General features: G+C 50.7%; 14 protein-coding genes. 9 read left to right on the top strand and 5 right to left on the bottom strand.

The window, feature by feature from the left end; genetic code table 11:
- The first annotated feature begins 229 nt into the window (after positions 1 to 229).
- Genes pyrR through NT002_06210 form a run of 3 tightly spaced genes read left to right on the top strand, consistent with a single transcriptional unit; the run spans position 230 to position 3,084 of the window.
- Entirely contained in the window at positions 230 to 838 is a 609-nt protein-coding gene (gene pyrR, locus NT002_06220; GenBank protein MCX6828863.1) for a bifunctional pyr operon transcriptional regulator/uracil phosphoribosyltransferase PyrR, read from the top strand.
- The gene (locus tag NT002_06215; protein MCX6828862.1) at positions 838 to 1,767 is read left to right on the top strand and encodes an aspartate carbamoyltransferase catalytic subunit; all 930 of its coding nucleotides are present in this window, start codon (positions 838 to 840) and stop codon (positions 1,765 to 1,767) included. The genes pyrR and NT002_06215 overlap by 1 nt, the downstream gene beginning before the upstream one ends.
- The gene (locus NT002_06210) at positions 1,768 to 3,084 is read left to right on the top strand and encodes a dihydroorotase (protein MCX6828861.1); all 1,317 of its coding nucleotides are present in this window, start codon (positions 1,768 to 1,770) and stop codon (positions 3,082 to 3,084) included.
- A gap of 39 nt (positions 3,085 to 3,123) precedes the next feature.
- On the opposite strand, the gene NT002_06205 is transcribed toward NT002_06210, so the two are convergent.
- The gene (locus NT002_06205) at positions 3,124 to 4,356 is read right to left on the bottom strand and encodes a serpin family protein (protein MCX6828860.1); all 1,233 of its coding nucleotides are present in this window, start codon (positions 4,354 to 4,356) and stop codon (positions 3,124 to 3,126) included.
- Between the two features lie 88 nt (positions 4,357 to 4,444).
- Complete coding sequence (locus NT002_06200) at positions 4,445 to 5,332, bottom strand: DUF3078 domain-containing protein (GenBank protein MCX6828859.1); 888 nt, start codon at positions 5,330 to 5,332, stop codon at positions 4,445 to 4,447.
- A gap of 127 nt (positions 5,333 to 5,459) precedes the next feature.
- Between NT002_06200 and recG the strand changes: the two genes are divergently transcribed.
- The 6 genes from recG to NT002_06170 all read left to right on the top strand — a co-directional run bounded on the left by recG (position 5,460) and on the right by NT002_06170 (position 17,202).
- Positions 5,460 to 7,547 carry an ATP-dependent DNA helicase RecG gene (gene recG, locus NT002_06195; protein MCX6828858.1) on the top strand — a complete coding sequence of 696 codons (2,088 nt, stop codon included), beginning with the start codon at positions 5,460 to 5,462 and terminating at the stop codon, positions 7,545 to 7,547.
- A gap of 25 nt (positions 7,548 to 7,572) precedes the next feature.
- Complete coding sequence (locus NT002_06190) at positions 7,573 to 7,890, top strand: DUF1844 domain-containing protein (GenBank protein ID MCX6828857.1); 318 nt, start codon at positions 7,573 to 7,575, stop codon at positions 7,888 to 7,890.
- An 87-nt stretch (positions 7,891 to 7,977) separates the two neighbouring features.
- Positions 7,978 to 8,937 (top strand): UDP-N-acetylmuramate dehydrogenase, encoded by a 960-nt coding sequence (murB, locus tag NT002_06185; protein MCX6828856.1) that lies wholly within the window; start codon positions 7,978 to 7,980, stop codon positions 8,935 to 8,937.
- Positions 8,938 to 9,138: 201 nt separating this feature from the next.
- A complete protein-coding gene (gene sprA, locus NT002_06180) occupies positions 9,139 to 14,865 on the top strand; it encodes a cell surface protein SprA (protein ID MCX6828855.1) in 5,727 nt (1,908 codons plus the stop codon).
- A gap of 131 nt (positions 14,866 to 14,996) precedes the next feature.
- A complete protein-coding gene (locus tag NT002_06175; GenBank protein ID MCX6828854.1) occupies positions 14,997 to 16,244 on the top strand; it encodes an ISNCY family transposase in 1,248 nt (415 codons plus the stop codon).
- Between the two features lie 178 nt (positions 16,245 to 16,422).
- On the top strand, positions 16,423 to 17,202 hold the full coding sequence (locus NT002_06170; GenBank protein MCX6828853.1) for a cytochrome c3 family protein: 780 nt from the start codon (positions 16,423 to 16,425) through the stop codon (positions 17,200 to 17,202).
- Between the two features lie 57 nt (positions 17,203 to 17,259).
- Here NT002_06170 and NT002_06165 read toward each other — a convergent pair whose 3' ends face one another.
- The 3 genes from NT002_06165 to NT002_06155 all read right to left on the bottom strand — a co-directional run.
- Complete coding sequence (locus tag NT002_06165) at positions 17,260 to 18,480, bottom strand: cytochrome c3 family protein (protein ID MCX6828852.1); 1,221 nt, start codon at positions 18,478 to 18,480, stop codon at positions 17,260 to 17,262.
- A complete protein-coding gene (locus NT002_06160) occupies positions 18,477 to 20,519 on the bottom strand; it encodes a cytochrome c3 family protein (GenBank protein ID MCX6828851.1) in 2,043 nt (680 codons plus the stop codon). The genes NT002_06165 and NT002_06160 overlap by 4 nt, the downstream gene beginning before the upstream one ends.
- 1 nt (position 20,520) lies before the next feature.
- On the bottom strand, positions 20,521 to 20,887 hold a 367-nt coding region (locus NT002_06155), incomplete at its 5' end, for a hypothetical protein (protein ID MCX6828850.1).

The following is a 20,887-nucleotide window of genomic DNA, read 5'->3' as shown; positions in this document are numbered from 1 at the left end:
TAAGGCATAAGGCTGACAATTTGCTTTATCTCCGAAAATATCGCTTGACGAAACCCCGAATTTGAATATTATCGCATTGATTTTAACCTTTTAAGGCCGCACGAGAGGCGGCTAAAGGAAAAAATGAAAGTCCTCGCTCAGTCATCATCTTGGGCTTCTCAAGAGTACAGAAGTTTCATTTTCTCCTTTAATTCTGCGGTTGACACTATTTTGCTTTATAGGAGGTAATTTGACCAAAGAGAAAATCGAAACCTTGATGGATGAAAAGGATATCGCCCGCGCTATTATCCGCATCTCCCATGAGATTCTGGAAAAAAACAGCGGCGCTGAGACGCTGGTTTTGATCGGTATCCTGAACCGCGGGGCCGATATTGCCAAACGGGTAGCCGATAGGATTAAGGAAATCGAAGGAATAGAGATTCCGGTCGGCCTTATGGATATTAACCTTTATCGTGATGATGTCCATTCCAAGCTCGATCAGCCGGTGATTCAGCGAACCGAAATCCTCTTCGATGTGGTTGACCGTAATGTCATTCTGGTGGACGATGTTCTTTTCACCGGCCGCACCATCCGTGCCGCTCTCGACCAGATCATTGATTTCGGCCGTCCCCGCTCGATACAGCTGGCCGTTCTCATCGACCGCGGCCATCGCGAACTTCCCATCCGGCCCGATTTTGTCGGCAAGAATATCCCGACCTCAAAAGATGACCGGGTCCTGGTCCGCCTCATGGAAAAGGATGGTCAGGAAATAGTAGTAGTGGCCAAATCCGGTATGAAAAAGAGCCCTTCCGAAATCAAGAAAGCCTTGAAATCGGGCAAGAAAGGGGGTAAGAAGTAATGCAATTGCGTTCACGCCATCTTCTGGGGTTGGAGGACGCGACAGCCGAGGAGATCACTCTGATTCTCGACACGGCCGAAACATTTCGCGAAATCATCGAGCGCCCCATAAAGAAAGTCCCCACCCTGCGCGGCATCACGGTTCTTAATCTCTTCTATGAGCCATCCACCCGCACCCGGATTTCATTCGAACTGGCGGAAAAACGGCTCTCGGCTGATACGGTCAGCTTCACGCCGGGGACCTCCTCGGTCAAAAAGGGCGAAAGCCTGCGGGATACGGTGCAAAATATCGAAGCGATGAAAATCGACATGGTTGTTGTCAGGCATTCTTCATCCGGCGTCCCATATTTCCTGACACAGTGCACCCAATCAAATATCATTAATGCCGGCGATGGCGCACATGAGCATCCTACTCAGGCCCTGCTGGATATGTTTACCATCCGTCGCAAATATAAAAAACTAAAAGACCTGCGCGTTGTCCTCGTCGGCGATATCAAGCATTCCCGTGTGGTTCGCTCTAATATCTGGGGATTGAAGACGATGGGAGCGTCCGTGGCCGTCTGCGGTCCATCCACACTCCTTCCTTTTGAGGTGGAAAAATTCGGGGTCGATATTTTTACCGATCTGGATAAGGCGATTGACGGCGCTGATGTTGTTAACATCATGCGGATTCAACTGGAGCGGCAGCAGGCAGGTTTATTCCCTTCCCAGCGGGAGTATACGAATCTATTCGGAATGACCAGAGAACGTCTGCAACTTCTCAACAAGAACTATACTATCATGCACCCCGGGCCGATAAACCGCGGCGTGGAAATCACCAACGAGGTGGCCGACGGCGATTCCTCGGTTATTCTCGAACAGGTAACCAACGGACAGGCGGTTCGTATGGCCGTGCTCTTTCTGCTCTCGGGAAAAAAGGAGGAGGAATAAATGAAAACTCCCATATATGATATGTTAATAAAGGGGGGACTGGTAATCGACCCGGCGCTCGGTTTCGGTCAGGAGGCGGCCATTTTTGTGAAGGATGGCAAAATAGCTGCGATTGTTAAAGAATCGGATGTCTCCCCAAAAGATATGGCTTCAATACCCGTTGAAAATGTTGTTGATGCCTCCGGAAAACTGGTGGTCCCGGGCTTGATCGACATGCACGTGCATTTGCGGGAACCGGGGCGTGAAGATGAAGAGACGATTATTACCGGCTGTCAGGCGGCGGCCGCTGGAGGCTTCACCTCCATCTGCTGTATGCCCAACACCAACCCGACCATCGATCATCAGGAAACGGTCAAATTTGTCCTTTCGCGGGCGGAGCAGGCTGATGCCCATGTCTATGTCGTCGGCGCTATCACCAAGATGCTCAAAGGAGAGGAACTGGCTGAAATCGGCGATCTGGTCAACGCCGGCGCGGTGGCCATCTCGGATGACGGCAACTATGTGCAGAATCCCGAAATCATGCGCCGGGCGCTGGAATACGCTCGGATGTTTGGTATCCCGATTATCTCTCATGCCGAGGACTATTTCCTCTGTGCCAATGGCGTGATGAATGAATCATATCAATCGACCCGCCTGGGAATGAAAGGCCGCCCGGGGGTTGCCGAAGAGATCGCTGTCTTACGCGATATCAAACTGTGTGGCTTTACCGGCGGTCGGCTTCATATCGCTCATATCACTACGGCTGGCGCGGTCAAGGCTGTCAGGCAGGCCAAGGCCGATGGCATTGATATTACCGCGGAGGCTTGCCCGCATCATTTCACACTGACCGACGAGGAAATCGGCAAGGAGTTCAACACCAATCTGCGGGTCAACCCGCCCATACGGACGCAAAAAGACGTTGAGGCGGTTATCGAAGGATTGATCGACGGGACCATCGATTGCATCGCCTCCGACCATGCCCCGCACGCCGATGAGGAAAAGGATGTTGAATTCGACCAGGCTCCTTCGGGAATGATTGGGTTGGAAACAACCCTCGGACTCGTGAAAATCGCTCTGATTGACAAAGGATATCTTTCCTGGGCCGATGCCGTCAGGAAAATGACCTACAATCCGGCCCGGATCCTCGGTCTGCCGGCTGGTACGCTGGAAGTCGGCACCGCCGCCGATATTACCGTAATAGACCCCGAGAAAAAATGGACGGTCAAGAAAGAGAATTTCCGCTCCAAGTCGAAAAATTCTCCTTTCATCGGCTGGAAATTATCCGGCAAAATCGATATCACTATACTGGGCGGACGAATCGTTTATCGGAATAAATAATACCGGCCCGGAATGCTGAATCCTCTTTTCGATGGAGCATCATTCCGGGTTTACTATTATTCCCGTGAAGAGAATTGCGCCGGTGCGATCGTCACGAATGGCGCAGAAAAACGGACGGTCAACCACCATCCGGAATTTCTGAGACTCGTCGCCATAAGCTGATGTCATTTCCATGCGGACGGAGGTGACCGCCGCGGCTTCAGTCCCCTCTTCATTCACTTCAACAAAGGTTTTTTGCAGCACCTCGCTGATAAATACCCTTTCCTCAGATGATATATTATACATCGCGGAAAAGTCGGCTCTATCCGGATCGAAGGCTACTCCCATCCCCATCAATTTAAGAATGTCATTCAGGTTTTTCCCATATTCCAGTTTGAATCGCGGCAGAATAATTTCCCCTTCCCGCAAATAAAGCCGACTGAGCCAGTCTTGCCACTTTTCAGCGGAAAGATCGTTGACAAAAGCTCGGAAATCTGTGTCGCCGCTCGGAAGGAAAATATACATTGCCAGGCGGTCATTGCCGTAGGGGAGACGGATGCCCTGAAAATCCCCGTCTTCATAATATTGAAATTCACCCTCCTGGGACATCATCGGGATTTTTTTAGATCCTTTATTCAGAAGATAGAAATCCCGTTCAGCGGTATTGGCACGGTCGAACTTATATTTCCACATCCCCTTAAAATAGATAGCATTGATAAGGAACATGATGTCATCAGGTTTCACCTCTTGCACTATCTCTTTGATTTTATCATTGGTTTTCTCGGAAACCCAATTGTTAATAGCGGGGGCGTCAGTCAAGGGCCGAAGCTCGGCATCATATGTTTTTCTAACCAGATCAAAGAAATCCTGCCTGAATTTCAATCCTGCCCTGGCCCAGATAGAATTGGCGATACTTAGTTGCACCGTCGGGTCGGAATCTTTCATTGATGATGTCAAATCCTGAATGCTTTTATTCGTGGCCGCCCGGTCAAGTCCTTCGAAAGCCAGAACCTTTTCCATGGCCGTCCGGGTTTCGCCGCTCGCGCCATTGTAAGTCATGGCCAGGGCCAGCATGGCGCTCAACGGTGACACAAAAATGTTCTTCCCAAAATCGCCCTTTGTGATTTCTGAGATGAAATTGAACGAGAAGTTCAGTTGCCGCTCCATGAAAAGAGTGTCGTTAGCGGCGGCCTTGGACATATTCGACGGGCGACCAGATTGGGCCTGCAAAGCTGGCCCCGGCACAAACATCAGCAAAATGCCGATCGCCGCCATAGTGATTTTTCCGTTCATTCTATTCCTCCTGATAAATGGCTACTGCTTTGACATTATTACAAAGAGGCAGCCATTTTCTTCCCGATTGCAGCAAGAAAGGGACTTCCTAAAGAAGTTTATAGGTCAATCCAAGCGCAAGCGTCTCTTTGAGCCGTCCCCTGAGGCTTATCTGCTTGTCATACTGCAGCTGAGTATAGAAAGTCATTTGCAGATATTTCGAAAGGGATGCCGTCAGGCTATTCTCCCAGTTAATGTCGATTGCTTTCCAATAATCCGCTTCCGGTGTCCCTATAAAATCATTTTTCTTTGAGAAGAAGACCGCCTTGTAAAGCGACAATTTCCCCACGTATCCTACCTTGTCGCTCAAAACCAGCCTGACATCGGTAACCGATTCTATGCCGCCATCGGTGGTGGTTCTGGCTTTGGTTGTCGAGGAGTCGGGGAGCTGAAGCACTCGATCGATATTCTGTTTGAAGGCAAAACCAAGACGGCTCAAAATATCATCCTTGTCCTTCTTTAATATTTGCCGTGCCAGACCGGCCGATTCGGTCAGCAGCATCGGGTTGATATATCGTTTGTGGGCGTCAACGGAAGCGTCAAGGAATTGGCTTTCAAATCGCACTGCGGCATAGGGGTTGACAAACGCCTTGATGGTGAATAGCCCGACTGATTCCAGATCGAATTTGTCGGTCGACTTGGTCGGTTTGGCCCATTTCTTCGTGTCTTTGTCCTGGCTCAGGGTTTGCCCGAAGGCCAGCTTGATCGTATTCTTGAGATTGAAAATCGACGACATCTGCCGGTTGAAAATTCCGTTGGCGTTGGCCGTCCAGCTGACATTGCTCGCCTCGCCCCCGGTCCAACTGTCGGAATAACTGCTCTGAGTCGTGTTCAGATTCAAATCAAGCGACTTCTCCCATCCGGCTGCTGCTCCGGTGCTCGTCACTAGAAGAAAGGTGCACATGGTGAACAGAAATGATGTCATAACTACTTTCATAGAAAACCTCCTGCATATTTTGCTTAACCTACGCAATTGAATTTCCATATTGCAACGAATATATTTCGGCCGGCGCTTCCCGTCAAATGTTATTGACATTCTCCTTCCAAAAAAGTAAGCTGATTCGATGGCAGAAATGAGACTCGATTCCGATATTCAGTATCTGAAGGGGGTTGGACCTCGTCGGGCGGCTGCTCTATCCCGGGTGGGCATTATTTCACTTCGAGATCTGCTTCATTTCCTCCCCCGCCGCTATATCGATCGCACCACGATAACCTCCGTCGGGGCTCTGAAAGCAAATATGAATGCCACGATTGTGGGCAAAATACTGGGGAAAGGGATACTGAAAGGAAAGCGATCCCGGCTCGAAGTTGTCATTGGCGATGAGACCGGGTATGTGGCCATGATCTGGTTCGCGGGGTACCACTACCTTGAAAAGGCTTTCAATAAGGGGGAAATCTATGCTGTGACCGGGCCGGTGACTTATTTCCAGCAGTTGCAATTTGTACACCCCGAAGTGGAGCGGATTGAGGATGAGGAAGGAGAGTTGATTCATACCGGGAGAATCGTTCCGGTTTATCCCTCAACGGCGGAACTGAAGGAAGCTGGTCTATCCGGACGGGTAATGCGGCAGATTATAAATCGCGCGCTGGAGCTTATGGCCGATAAGTTGCCCGATTTCCTCCCTGAAGTATATTGCAGCAGGTATCAGCTTATGCCGATAGCCTCCGCCCTTCGGCAGATCCATTATCCCGATGCCATCGAGAAGGCTGAGAGCGCCCGCAGGCGGCTCGCTTTTGATGAGATTCTGGAATTGCAGTATCTGATTTTGAATGCCCGGAAGCATTACACCGCTGTCAAGAAGAAACAGAAATGCGGCGGCGCCGGGAAAAAGGTTGCGACTTTTCTATCAGGACTGCCGTTTCGACCGACGTCTGATCAGGAGGCCGCCGTCCAAGAAATTTTTCACGATATGGAATCGGAGCGCCCGATGCATCGCCTGCTTCAGGGGGATGTCGGCTGCGGGAAGACCGTCGTGGCGCTTCTGGCCGCGATACATGCCGCCGAGTACAACATGCAGACCGCTTTTATGGCCCCCACCGAATTACTGGCGGAACAGCATTACCGTAACTGGCGGGAGCCTCTTCAAAAGATGGGAATTAACTCGACTCTTATTATTGGTGGATTGAACAAAAAGCAAAGACAGGAGAGTGAGGAGGAAATTCTGAGCGGTCGGGCCGCGGTTGCTTTCGGCACCCACGCCGTTCTTGCGGAGCCGGTCAGGTTCGATAATCTGGGGCTGGTTATAATTGATGAGCAGCATCGCTTCGGTGTCATGCAAAGAGGAAAATTGATTGGAAAGGGGGCGCATCCCGATGTTCTGGTGATGACGGCGACCCCCATCCCGCGCACGCTGGCCCTGACTCTCTATGGAGATCTGGATATAACTTCGATAAAGACCATGCCGCCGGGGCGAAAACCGTGCAAGACATTCTGGCGTACGGCTGCCTCCCGCCCGGAAATTTACACTTTTCTCCGTACCAAATTGGCTGAGAATGAACAGATATTTGTCATCTATCCGCTGGTGGAGAAATCGGAGAAACTCGATCTACAGGCCGCCGAAGAGGAATACAAGCGGCTCAAGGATGAAGTATTCACGGATGTTGGGGTAGGGCTTGTCCACGGACGTTTGAAAAAAGATGTCAGGGAAAAGACTATCAAGGAATTTCGCGAAGGCAAAATCAAGATTCTGGTGGCTACCACGGTCATAGAAGTAGGCATTGATATTCCCGCCGCGTCCATTATGGTGATTGAACATGCCGAACGATTCGGTCTCTCCCAGCTCCACCAACTGCGCGGCCGGGTCGGCAGGGGAGAGAAACGCGGGATGACCATCGCCGTTGCAACTCCCCCCTTGAGTGAACTGGCCCGTCAGCGGCTGGAAATGTTTCAGGAATCGAGTGATGGCTTCCGGATTGCGGAAGCCGATTTAAAATTACGCGGTCCGGGGGAATTCTTCGGCACCCGACAGCATGGCCTTCCGGAGCTGAAAATCGCCGATCTGGCGGTTGACACCGACCTGCTTCCCGTTACCCGTAAAATCGCCATTCATCTTTTGGCTGACGACAAAAAGCTTGACATAAGCGAGAGGAACCTGTTAACCTATCTGGCGGAGAAAGGCGGTTTTCGCCAGACTCTTACCCGATTCGGGTAGAAGAACTGTAACCAGGGAGCATGGAATGACTGATTCCGACTCAAAGATCAATGTCAATTTCTTTCAATTGGTGCTTTCGCTCCAGATTGCCGCCGTGCAACAGATGGGCAAAATCGTTTCACCGATTACCGGCAAAATCGAGCGTAATCTGGACCAGGCCAGGACCAGTATTGATATGCTCGAAATGCTCTCGGAAAAAACCAGAAACAACCTCAGTAAAGAAGAAGAGCAATTTCTCTCTAATATTCTCTTTGAGTTGCGGATGAATTATGTGGATGAGTGCCGCAAGCCGGAGCCGTCCCCCGAAAAACAGAGCGATAACAAACCCGAAGAGAAGAACTAAGTTATATATTCGGGGTGGTCCTGACTCTTTCTTCCGAACCTTTTGCCTTGAATTTTCAGCGAAAACAGCTATATTGTATTAATGAGCATGTCCGACCGTCTCGCCATATTGCCGGAAGCTGCTATCGCGCTCTTGAAAGAGAAATTTGGAGAAGCCATCAAGATCGATTGGCCGCTTCACAGCTACAGTACCTTTGGGACTGGTGGTCGCGCCGGATTATTTATGGAGGTGGAAACTCCCGATCAGTTATCTCTTCTTCTGCATACCGTCCGGGAACTCAACATCCCCCATTTTATGCTGGGCGGAGGTTCAAATATTCTCATCTCGGATAAGGGATACCGCGGTCTTATCATAAGGAATTTGATTAAAGGATTGAAAGTCGAGGGAGCGACTATCAGCTCAGGGGCCGGGGAGAGCCTTAATGACCTGGTCAGTTTTGCCGCCGAGTGTGGTCTGACCGGCCTTGAATTTGCTACTGGAATATGGGGTACTGTAGGCGGAGCTATTTATGGCAACGCCGGTGCCTATGGAGCCGAGATAGGGACTTGTCTTGATTCGGCACAAGTTATTGACAAACAAGGTAATATGAGAACTGAGACAGCCTCATATTTTGAATTCAGCTATCGCATTTCGAAATTGAAAAGTACCGGAGAGTTTATTGCGAGCGCAAAGTTTGCACTGAAAAAAGGCGATAAGGCACTCATTCTGAGCCGGATCAACGAAATAATGGAGACCCGAAAGGCCAAACTGCCGCTTGACAAAAGGTCGGCCGGGTGTTTTTTTAAGAATGTCGTGGATAAGAACCGTCCTTATGGTAAGATACCGGCGGGACAGCTTTTGGAAGAGATTGGCGCTAAAGAGATTACTGTCGGCGGCGCCCGGGTCTCGGAAGAGCATGCCAATATTCTTATTAATGAAGGCACCGCAACCTCTGAAGAAATTTGGCGTCTGGCCGAAATATTAAAAAGACATGTTAAGGATAAATTCGGTATAGTGTTGCAGGAAGAAATCGTTTTTCTTGGAGAATTTCAGGAGGAAAGTTTATAGAGTAATTTCTAAAGATGTAAAATTGACCGTTAAGTTTTTGGTCCTGTTACGCTCAAGCGATTCACATATTTAGCGCTTCTTGCCCTGCTTCTCTGGCCGAACCTTTCTCATTCGACCCAGCCGGGATTTTATTTCAATCTTAATTATCCCCAATCATATATTTCGGGTTTTCCGGGTGCGGAACCAAAATTCATTGCCAGCATGAGTGAGCGACCTTTACCGAAATTCGCCCGCCCTTATTCGACCCCGTTGCGCGTCGCCCGCTCTGATTTTGAAAATAACACTCTCACTTTCACCGGCCATTACTATAAATCCGGAGAGTATGCTTACGAATATACCCCGCGGTCGGTTGATGCCCGGGCTTTTCTGGATTACCGCCGGCAACTGACCCTGAGCCAGAAACTGCAGGAGAGCAGCTCTCGAGCCTTATCCAAGGAACAGAGGCAGAAAGAGGGCGGGCTTCTTTCCCTTAATATTCCGCTGAAATCAAAAGCGATTGAATCTCTTTTTGGTGAGGGGGGCGCGGGGCTTAAGGTTTCGGGATATCACCTCATTTCTTTTTCCGGACGATCCACATGGGATGATCGGGCTTCCAGCGGTGGCTTTCGCCAGAATAAATTCCCTTCACTGAATATGGAGCAGATATCCCGTTTTGATATCAATGGAACTATCGGCACCAAGATTTCGGTTTCTGTCTCTCAGGATTCCAAAACCGATATCCCTCTGGCCAACCGCATTATTCTAAGATACAAAGGCGATGAGGATGATGTCATTAAGAGCATCGAGGCCGGCAATACGACTCTCTCCCTGCCCAATACTCAATTCGTGGGGTATTCCTCTCGTATTCAGGGATTATTCGGCATTAAGACCGCCGCCCAGCTGGGAAATCTTACCCTGACGGCCATCGCCAGCCAGGAAAAAGGAACCACCGAGCGAAACTCCCTGACCGCCGGCGCCAGTGCCAAAAAGGAATATATCCGCGACTATCAATATGCCAACGGCAAAATTTATGATCTGGGCCTGGCCCAGGATTTCAGAACGGGAGACAGCATCCTAAAACTCGATATCTATGCCGCGGTTAATAATCCCTATAGCGAACCCGACGGCACCTCGGCTCGGATGTATGGTAATATCAAGGATACCCTGGATGATAGTCTTGAAAACTGCATCGCTTTAGTCAAGAGGGTTGATCCCGAAACTTATGAAGCTTTCATGTTGAAAGTCCCTCCCCTGCTGGAGGGAGGGAAAGTACCTTATGTTATATTTGATGTTCCCAACGCCGGAACCAACTATGAAATCGGCGTCTGGATGATAATCAGGCACAGCGATAACACCGTCGATACGATTGGCGATATTTCGTCCACCACTTACAGGCTCAAACTGCTCAGGAGCCGGAAGTTCGATTCAAGTCTCAGAACATGGGAATACTTGTGGCGGAATGTGTACTACCTCGGAATGGTTAATATTCCGCTTGAAGGTCTGGAAATAAAAATCTTCAAAGGACCGGCCAACACCGAAGGATCTGATGCGAATTTGGAACATCAGGAGGGTCCTTTGTATGTGAGGATTTTCGGCCTCGATAAATCCACGAGGGCAGGTGATACCTTGGCGGATGGCCTGGTTGATGTCTACAACAACGAATTGATAAATCAGAAGCACGGGCTTCTTATCTTCCCCGATCGCCGTCCCTTTGCCCCTGAAACTGCTTATTCTCCGCCTCTGGCTGTAACTGTTCCGGATATCTACAATTATGCCAGCGCAACCGAGAAACCGGTAACGGCAAGTACTTATTATATCGAGGTCTCGAGTCGTAGCCGGGCAACCCAGATCAATTTGGGCAAGCCGAATATAATCGAGGGTTCCGAGAGAATCACGGTTGATGGCCAGCAGCTTATTCGAGACCAGGACTACGAAATTCAATATGATTTCGGCGTGGTGACTTTTAAGAAGCCGGAGCAAATTGACCCCAATGCCAATGTAAATATCGATTATGAATATTCACCCTTTATTTCGGCCGAAAAGAAAACCCTTTTCGGAATTCGCGGCGAATATGAAGTCAGCGACGATCTGAGAATCGGTTCGACTTTCCTCTATAAGTCCGATAAGGCTACCGACCGAAAACCGAAAATAGGCCAGGAGACGGCCCGCATGATGGTTTGGGATGCCGACGCCAGTTTCCGGCTGAAACCGAATTTCCTGACCAAGGCCGCCAACCTGCTCCCGCTCTATTATTCCGAGGCCGGTTCAAGTATGGCCATTTCGGGCGAGGTTGCCCAATCCTATCCGAATCCCAATGTCGATGGGGTGGCTTATCTTGATGATTTTGAAGGAAGTCGCGATTCCTATTCGTTGGGGCTTATGCGCCAGATCTGGACCCTGGCGTCAAAACCGATTGGCCTGGGAACATACAATGTTCGGGCCAAATTGATCTGGTACAATCCCTACAAAGAGATTGCGACGACCGATATTTGGAAACGGGACAGGGACCCCAATCAGCAGGGGACCCAGACTCTCTGGCTTGTCTTCGAACCGCATACATACGATCGTCGCGCCGGCGGCGATTTTTCCGATTCGGTCTCCCATGATCCCAATGCCGCCTGGGGGGGAGTCATGCGTTATATGCCATCCGGTTCCGCCAACCAGGAACGGGCTCAATTGCTCGAGCTGCGAGTATTTGGCCAGCGGGGAGTCCTGCATATTGATCTGGGAGAAATCTCCGAGGATGTCAATGGAAATGGCGTGCTCGACACCGAGGATAGCACGCGTAGCGGACAAAGGAATAATATTCTCGATGACGGCGAGGATATTGGGCTTGACGGTCAGCCCGATCGGTCCGAAGACGGGTATAGGCCCGATAATCTTGATCCCAATGGGGACAATTGGTACTATAATTCCACCGACGCCCCCGATGATTATCGTTTCATCAACGGAACCGAAGGAAACGGCAGTCTGGAACAGACCGATAACGGCAAACCGGACGCCGAAGATCTCAATCTCAACCAAACTGCTGATAGGTACAATCGATATTTCTCTTATAGGATTAATCTGGCTGACACCGCTTTCCTGGTTGACAGCACCGAGCATAACGGCTGGCGCACCTTCCGCATCCCGATCAAGGATACCGCATCAATCGACGATTTGGTCGGCAATCCTTCCTGGACCAGCATTACTTATGCCCGACTCTGGGTTGAATCTCTGACGGGCGACAGTGTGAAGATCGGGCTGGCGGCCGCCGATCTGATTCAGTCCAATTGGGATGACACACTGCTCAGAGCCGACAAGACCTCCCCTACTTCCAGCCGGTTCAACGTAGCGGTCATCAACACCGAAAATGATAATTATTTCCCTCCCTCGGGGGTCAGTGGCAATTATAACAAGAGCACCGGCTATCAGGAACCGGAACAGTCGCTTCTGCTGCATTACGACAGTCTGAAAGTAAATGACACCGGTTTGGTTCACCGGCTGCTGTACGATACTCCCAGTCTGGTGGGGTACCGGACATTGGAAATGTACGTTCACGGTGCCTCGGATGTCAGAAATCTCTTCTTTTTCTTCCGGGTCGGGCAGGACAGCGCCAACTTCTATGAGTATCGTACCATGCTTGAACCCGGCTGGAGCCCCCTGAACGCCGTGAAAATTGATTTCAATGAGATTACCGGTCTTAAGGAATACTATAATCAGAATCACCCCGGCACAAATCCTCGGGTGGATACGGTCGCCGGCAAATATCGGATTTATGGCCTCCCCAGACTGACGCAGGTTAAATATGTGGCCATGGGGGTGATTAACCTGGATTCCATGGCCGCACCCACCGGCGATGTCTGGGTCGATGAATTGCGCCTGACCGGCGTCAGACGCGATGTCGGTTTCGCCGGCCGGATCTCCGTCAGCGGCAATGTGGCCGACTTGTTTACTTACAGTGCCGGCTATACTTATAAAAACAGCTTTTTCCGGGGGCTGTCCACCTCGACCCGCGGCGGGTCGTCCGATAACCTGGGAAGCGGTCGCACCAATACTGGTTATAACTTCAGTATCAATTTCGGTCTGGACAAATTCCTCCCTCGTTCATTGGGAGCCAGCCTGCCGGTCTCCCTGAGATATAGTAAGAACGTCGATGTTCCTCTTCTGCGCTTCGGAACCGATATCATCCTTCCCAAGGAACTACGCGACGCCGAGAGTTCTATAAGCGTGAGCAAGGGATTTACTCTGTCGGAGAGCTTCAATAAAAAGACCTGGAATCCCCTGTTTACTCTTATCCTCAATAAAGTCAAGGCTAATTTCTCATATAACCGGACCGAATCTACTTCTCCTTCCACTCCCGTATCTTTGATGGAGAACTACCACATCGGCGGCCGGGCCGATTACAGTATCGCTAAAGTGCCTTATATTAAGCCATTTTTCTGGACCAAACCGGTTCCACTTCTGAGTAAATTGCGCGACAACCGCTTCTATTTTTTCCCCAACTCCTATAATTTCTCGGCGGACCTGGATCGAACTTTCCGGCTTTCCGAAAACTCCAGCGGTTCCCGAACCGATAATCTTACACGCGATTTTCGCGGCACTTTCCGGGGAAGCTACAAGATTGCCGATAATTTATCGGCCAATTATGGCATGGATACGCGACGGGATATGAGCGATCCGGAGACGGTGGCTTTCAGTTTCAATCCCATGAAGTTGAAACTGGGCCGCGAGACCAGTTTCAACGAAAGCTTCGGGAGCAGTTATACACCGAATATTGTTCCATTTTTTACGCATAAGTTCAATTATTCGGCCGCCTATCGTGAAGACATCGGGGCGAATGATTCTACTCGTAATGTCGCCGCCTCCAAGTCCTATGGTGTCAGCGGAGACCTGAATCTGCAAAAACTCTTTGGCCAGTCTTCCCGGAAGAAATCTTCACCGATCGGCTCGCAGGGGACAAAAGGGAAGGTGATAAAAGTCGAGAAGAAGAATCCCCTGGGCGGGATTATTAATCCCTTTACCCGGATTATGGGTTTCCTGACCGGCTGGATAAATCCGATAAGCTATGAATTCAATGAGAGGTACAATTACTCTTTTATTGGTTTGCGGCAAAGAGCACAACTCAAGTTCCGGTTCGGCCTCACCGATCAGGTAGGCGTACCGATCAATTCCGGGGCCGCCGGAACAGGACAGTCGGCTTTCAGCAACAAAAGCACCGGGTATTCATTTGGTTCAGGAACCGAGCTTTTTGGCGGTCTCAAAGCTGATGTCAGCTTCAACCGTAAAATAGATCAGGACCTCGTCAAAGCCATGAATCCGCAGAAGTCGGTGAGCACGACTTTTCCCGATATCCGCTTCAACATCCGAACGATGACCACTTTCAGGCTATTCAATCCGATTATCAGCCGCTTCTCGCCGCGCACCGGTTACAGTCGTTCCAGGTCTGAAAACATCAACCTTCAGACCGGATTCAAATCAATGGACCGGACTTCTACCGCCTACCGGCCGTTGATTTCATTCACCTTTGACATCATGAGGGGAATGCAGGTTAATGTTAATACCGATAAGCAGATTACCGATGAGAAAGTAATTAATTCCCAGACCGGGACATTGACCACACGCAGAAGAAATACTTCCACTTCGCTGTCGGCTTCCACCAAGTACTCCTTTACCTCGCCGTCCGGTATCAGATTTCCGCTGCTTGGCCGGCTGAAATTCAATTCCACGATGACCATCTCCGTCAGTGTTTCGCTGCGCAAGGACAGAGACCAGAGCGCCAGCGGCGATAATCCGCTCGTATCCTCGGGCGAGCGTTCCGAATTTCAGGTGACACCGGATATACAGTATACCTTCTCATCCCAGATCAAAGGCGGCTTGAGCGCCCGCTGGCAGGATAGCAAGGACGCTGCCAATCGGAGAAACTCGCATCTCAGGGAACTCCGCATCTGGGTCGAGATCCGTTTCTAAAATATTTCCGCAAAGTAGTAATGTCCTCTTTGAGCAAGATAGAAATGTCCTATTGAGAGGCTATAATGCTCCCCAAAAAGTTGGGGAGGTTTATGGTCGGAGAGGACGTTATCAGGATGAGTTTGAGGGAGTTGAGACGGTTGAAGGTGGTTCATGATATTTTAGACAGGCGCATGACGCAGAGAATGGCGTCGTCGACGTTGTCTCTGAGTGAGCGGCATGTCAGAAGACTTGTGAAGTTGGTGCGTGAGTTTGGGGATGGCGGTATTGTTCATCGGGGTCGTGGTCGTCCATCCAACCGGAGATTTCCGGAGAAGATAAAGGAAAGAGTGCTAAGTGTGTATGGGAAGAAGTATGGTGATTTTGGCCCGACTCTGGCGGCGGAAAAGCTTGTGGCGATGGAGGGGATACGGGTGAGCCGAGAGACTGTCAGGCAGTGGCTGGTGGCGGCTGGTCTTTGGGAGAAGAGGCGCCGGAAGCGTGGGCACCGGCAGTGGCGGGAGCGGAAGGGGTGTTTTGGGGAGATGGTTCAGATGGACGGTTCCCATCACGCCTGGCTTGAAGACCGGGGTCCGGAATTGGTTTTGATGGGTTACATAGACGACGCCACCAACACGGTCTATGGCCGGTTCTATGACTATGAGGGGACGATGCCGGCGATGGACAGTTTCAAAGGCTACGTGAGGAAGTATGGTCTTCCCTTGAGCGTCTATCTTGACAAGCACACGACGTATAAATCTCAGAGGAAGCTTACGGCGGAGGAGGAGCTGGAGGGGGTGTGTGAACCGATGAGTCAGTTTGAGAGGGCTTTGGATGAACTGGGGGTGAAGGTGATCCATGCGCATTCGCCTCAGGCCAAGGGTCGCATCGAGAGGTTGTTCGGGGTGTTTCAGGATCGGCTGGTCAAGGAGATGCGACTTCGGGGAATCAAGACCAAGGCGGAAGCCAATGCCTTTCTCCAGGAGTATCTTCCCACATTCAACCAGAGGTTCCGGGTAACGCCGGCAAACCAGAGCGATGTTCATATAAGGCCGGAGCGATACTTCAATCTGGAACGATCCCTCTGCCTCAAGACCAACCGCACGGTGAGGAATGACAACACCGTCGCCCACGACAAAAAGCTCTACCAGATCAAGGAAAAGGTTATCTCCAGGAAGGTGATCGTGGAAGAGAGGCTTAACGGCTCGTTACATGTCATCAGCCGTAGCGGGGTTAATTTGAAGTATCGTGAAATCACTGAGCGACCTCAAAAAGCGACCCCGCCTGAACGGCCCGGCCACCCTCCCAAGCCCACTCTCCCTTCTAAAGATCATCCCTGGAAACGGTCACCATTGAAGGTTGTGATGAGAAAGAAGATGTATACTCAATTAACCAAATAGGACATTTCTACTTTGCTAAAAATAGGACATTTCTACTTTGCGTTGACACCATTATGATATGCCTGGTAATTCAATCTGAAGGAAAAAGACAGCGGACGCAGGGAAAACCGGACTATTCCAAAATTGTGTGCAGATTGTCAAACAACTTTCCGATAAATACAATATGCGCTTCTTATATATGCCCCCCAGACCCGGCGTTATTATTCCGATTATTCTTGCTCTGGGGCTCGCGATCGAATTTTTCCCCGCCCGGACCGGCCCGAACGGCACTCCCGGTCACGCGCAAATCGCCTGCGCCGGTTGCCATGAAATGCTGGCACAGGTCAATGATGAAGGATATTCGTTTGGAATTATTGAGCAACGCTGCCGTTCCTGCCATATGATTATTGACGAGAAAAATGAAAATTTCCGCCTTTCCTTCCATAGCAATCGGGCTCGCCGCTGTCTTGATTGCCATATCTTCCACAATTCTGCAGAATTGAAAGCTGCGGGAAAAGAATTCACATTTCAATACACCAACACCAATCTTCAAAATATCTGCGGCACCTGTCACGGCGCCGACAAGAATCTCTCCAACCTTTCGGCGGGGCATCGCGAAGCGGCCAAGTTGTATCACTCCGATTATCAATATTTGTCGTTCCTGTCGCCGTCCGAAGCCTGTCTTTTGTGTCATGCCAAAGGTGCCATGGTCGATCGGAATTTGACTAATATTTCCGAGGTGCCCAGTTTTGGCCGGCATCAGGGGCATCCCCTGGGGGTGCCGGTCGTGGCGAATGCCGGAGACGGTGGGTACACCGTTCGCGCTGAGATCGATCCTCGTCTGCAGCTATTTAACGGACGTATTGAATGCCAGACCTGCCATTCCCTGACCTCTTCCAATCAAGCTCTTACCGCCGCCTTTAATGATGCTTCCGAACTCTGCACCGGCTGCCATATGCGCTCCCGGCAAGGCCGATAAAAAAGGCGACCGAGCCTCGTCGCTCCGTCGCCTTTCAATCACAGCCGATACTGCTTCCTATTTTTTATGGCACTGGAGACACAACTCGCGCGCCGGATTCAGGGGCAAATATGGTTTGAAATCAGCCCCGTGAAGCTCATGACAACCGGTGCAGACCAGAGTGGTATTGGTTCGCGGATCGATAACATCGCCGCCCATTGGATGCGACCCTTTATGTGCACTCGGATGACAGCCGCGGCATAGATCCTCGCCGACACTCTTGAGATATTTGGCATTATCGCCGCCGTGAGGGGTGTGGCAATTCGAGCAATCCATACCGCTGTGTGTAACATACTGCTCGCGGCTTTTGTCTTTATAATTCTCACCCTTGAAATGGCAGCGAAAACACAGGTCTTTTTGCCCGGCCGCCAGAAGGGGAGAAGCCGGCGCGGCGTGCGGATTATGGCAATTAAGACAGGAGCGCTCGTCGGTCAAATTGTGACGGTAGGGAAGATCCATATTTTCCTGAATCTGCTTGTGGCATTTCAGACACAGTGTTTTCAACTCACTCACCAATGCAAAGGCCGAACCGGCGCCGGCGGTGTGACAGCTGACACATTGTCCCGCCTTGAAAGGTGCGTGCTGATTGGCCATCAGAAGTTTCGGTCGCTCCGATGAATGAGGATCGTGACAGGTTATACAATTGGCCTTCGAAAGATCATATCCTTTATGGGCGGCAGCAAAGGGAGCATCCTGTTTATGGCAGGAGAAACAGAGGTTGGGTACGGCATGAGTCAGCAAATTCTCGTTGTCGGAACCATGCGGAGAGTGGCAAATCTGGCAATTCTCTGCTTTGACCGGCGAATGAACCACCGCCTGAGTCGCCCACCCGGCGACCGCGGTATGGCACTGGGTGCATAGCGAAAGCATCTTCTGCTTCAACTGATTTTTCTGTTCCGAGGCATGCGGGTCATGGCAGGTCGTGCAGTCGCCGTCAAGCGCCGGTTGATGAACTGATGCTTTATGCACCTCCTGTTTGACATTCTCATGGCAGGAAAGACAGAGTGTCTTAATATCGTCGTTTATCAGAGCGGCATGTTTGGAGGCATGCGGATTGTGACAGGCCGAGCAGATCCCCTGCTTAAACGCTGTATGCAGATGTCTCATCTTATTTAAAGCCTCAATCGTGTCATGACAGGCAAAACAGACACTCGGCTCATTGACTTTAACTGGTGACGTGCCCGCCCGGCCTGCCGGAAGAAGCGCCAGAGTCAATAAAATTATTACTCGCATCTTCATGGCTTCTTCTCCTGCGGCACCGGTTCGTGGCAGGCGTCGCACATGCCGTCCTTGAATGGCGCATGTACCTGTGATTGAATCAAGCCGGCGGTGACAGAAACATGCGGATTATGACACTTACGGCAATCGATCCGGCTGCCGCTCAAATTCAGATGCTTTTCTTTAAACGCCTGATCTTCTCCTTCGTGGCAGGCCAGACACTGCTGAGGAATATTTTCTGTCAGAAGAGAGGCAAAAGTACTTGAATGTGGCTTGTGGCATCCCAGACATTCGCCTTCTTTGGCCGGGGGATGAACAATCCCCGAAGCCATCTGTTTTTGCAAATCCACATGGCATGAGAGACATAGGCGATCCGGTCTGTCGAGCAGAAGTCCTTTCAACTGCGACATATGCGGCTGATGACACGCGGTGCATTTCCCCTCTGCAACGGGTTGATGCTTACTTACCATAGTCGTGGTATCTCCGGGGATGCCGTCATGGCAAGCGCCGCAGATATTCGCCTGTTGCTCGCTCAGCAGACCGGGAACATCAGAGGCATGCGGTACATGACAGGGATCACAGGTATGTTCACTGAAAGGTGGATGAAGTTTCATATCGGCGGCGACATTAAGCATGGTTGAATGGCAGGTCAGACACAGGGCGTTTCGTTCCTCCTTCAGAAGTGATTTCTGGGTCGATGCATGGGGCAGGTGACAATCATTGCATTTGCCGGCTTTGAGCGGAAGATGCACATTCTTCTGCGCCAGCCATTCTCTTGATTTCTCATGACATATTCCGCACAGGTCACTGCGGTTGGTTTTTGTCAGCTTGTCATAAGCTGAACCGTGCGGAACATGGCAGGTCATACAGAGGCCCTCGGCGAAAGGAGGATGCGAATCGGGCAACGCCAGCATATCCTTTTCTTTCTGATGGCAATCAAGGCAAAGCGTCTTCTCATCCTTAACGATCAGCCCGGTCTTGACCTGCCCGTGGCCGCTGTGGCAGAGCGTGCAATTCTCTCCGGCTGGTTTGTGACGCGACGCCATGGCCAACTGGGGCCTGATATCATCATGGCAACCCAGACATAGTTCATTGGGAGGCTGCGCCAGAAGCGCCTTTTGTTTGGAACCGTGGGGATCATGACAGGTCAGGCATTCGCCCGCCGATACCGGAGCATGTATATCGGACCCGGTCATATTGGCACCATCGTGACATGTCAGGCATAATTTGCTGCCCGCTTCCATGGTCGCGAACGGTTTGTCGCTTCCCGGGGAATTATGACAGCTCTCACAGCCGCCGCCGAGCATCGGTTGGTGCACCGATGCCGTCAGGAGACCCTTCTGATTGGATGAATGGGCCGTATGGCAGCGCAGGCAGGAAGATGGCTGGATCGGATAGCCGGCATGTGCCTTCGTAAAATTGCCAGCTTTGGAATCATGGCAGTCGCTGCAGAGCGTCTGTTCATCTTTCTTCAATAAATATTTGTAGTCGCTGCCGTGAATTTCGTGGCAGGAAAAACATCCCTTTTCCATGGGCTTATGCAAGTGATTCTGTTCAAACTCGATTCGATTATGACAGGTAAAACAGAGCTCCGGTGAAACGGAAGACAGCATCCCTTTTCCCTCGCCGGCATGAGGATTATGGCAGACAGTACATTTGCCTTTGTGGGCCGGCTGATGAATATTGCTTTTCCCCATTCCGAGGGCTGTCGAATCATGGCATGTGTAACAGAGTTCGGCCCCTTCCTTGACCAGACGCAGCATCCCCACCAGACCGTGAGGCTTATGACAGGACAGGCATTCTTCGCGCTGAAACGGCCGATGCTTGTCGGTACCCTTGAATTCATCGACCGGATGACAATCAACGCAGTTGCTTTTCGAGGAGAACCGTTTGCCCTTTTGCACCTGCGCGCCGGCCGGGGAAACCAGACAGATCACCAGATAGACTGCCAATAAATAAACAGACAGAGCCGTGGGATATCTTCGCGTCTTTATAGCTCCCTCACCTCTGATGAAGAGAGGTCGCACTGCCTTTACTGAACGGATGGTACTAATAATCATTCTATTCTTTGCCGAAGTACTTCGTGACAGCCTTTTCATTGTATTCTACAGTCGCGTCGGCCTTCAATGTGTTCAAAACCTTGTCCAGAGCATCATTGAATTTGCTTTGAAACATGACCTCGCGGATCTCTGTCTCCACGTTGGCCAGGGGTTTCAAATTGCCGGCACGCCGGCCCTTTATGCGGAAAAACATCCATCCTTCAGTGGTCCGATATGACTTTGATGTCTGGCCGATTGTCAATTTGCGGATATCCGAAGATACCGCCGAAGGAAATATCGACAACGGCGCCCATCCGTTTTCCTGTTCGGCTTTGACCACTTTGACCTGCTCTCCATATTGCCTTGCAAGATATTCAAAATCGGCGCCA

The sequence above is a fragment of the Candidatus Zixiibacteriota bacterium genome (assembly GCA_026397505.1).
Classification (GTDB): Bacteria; Zixibacteria; MSB-5A5; order GN15; family PGXB01; genus JAPLUR01.
Note: the sequence above shows the minus strand (reverse complement) of the source record. Positions and strands in the feature narration are given on the sequence as shown.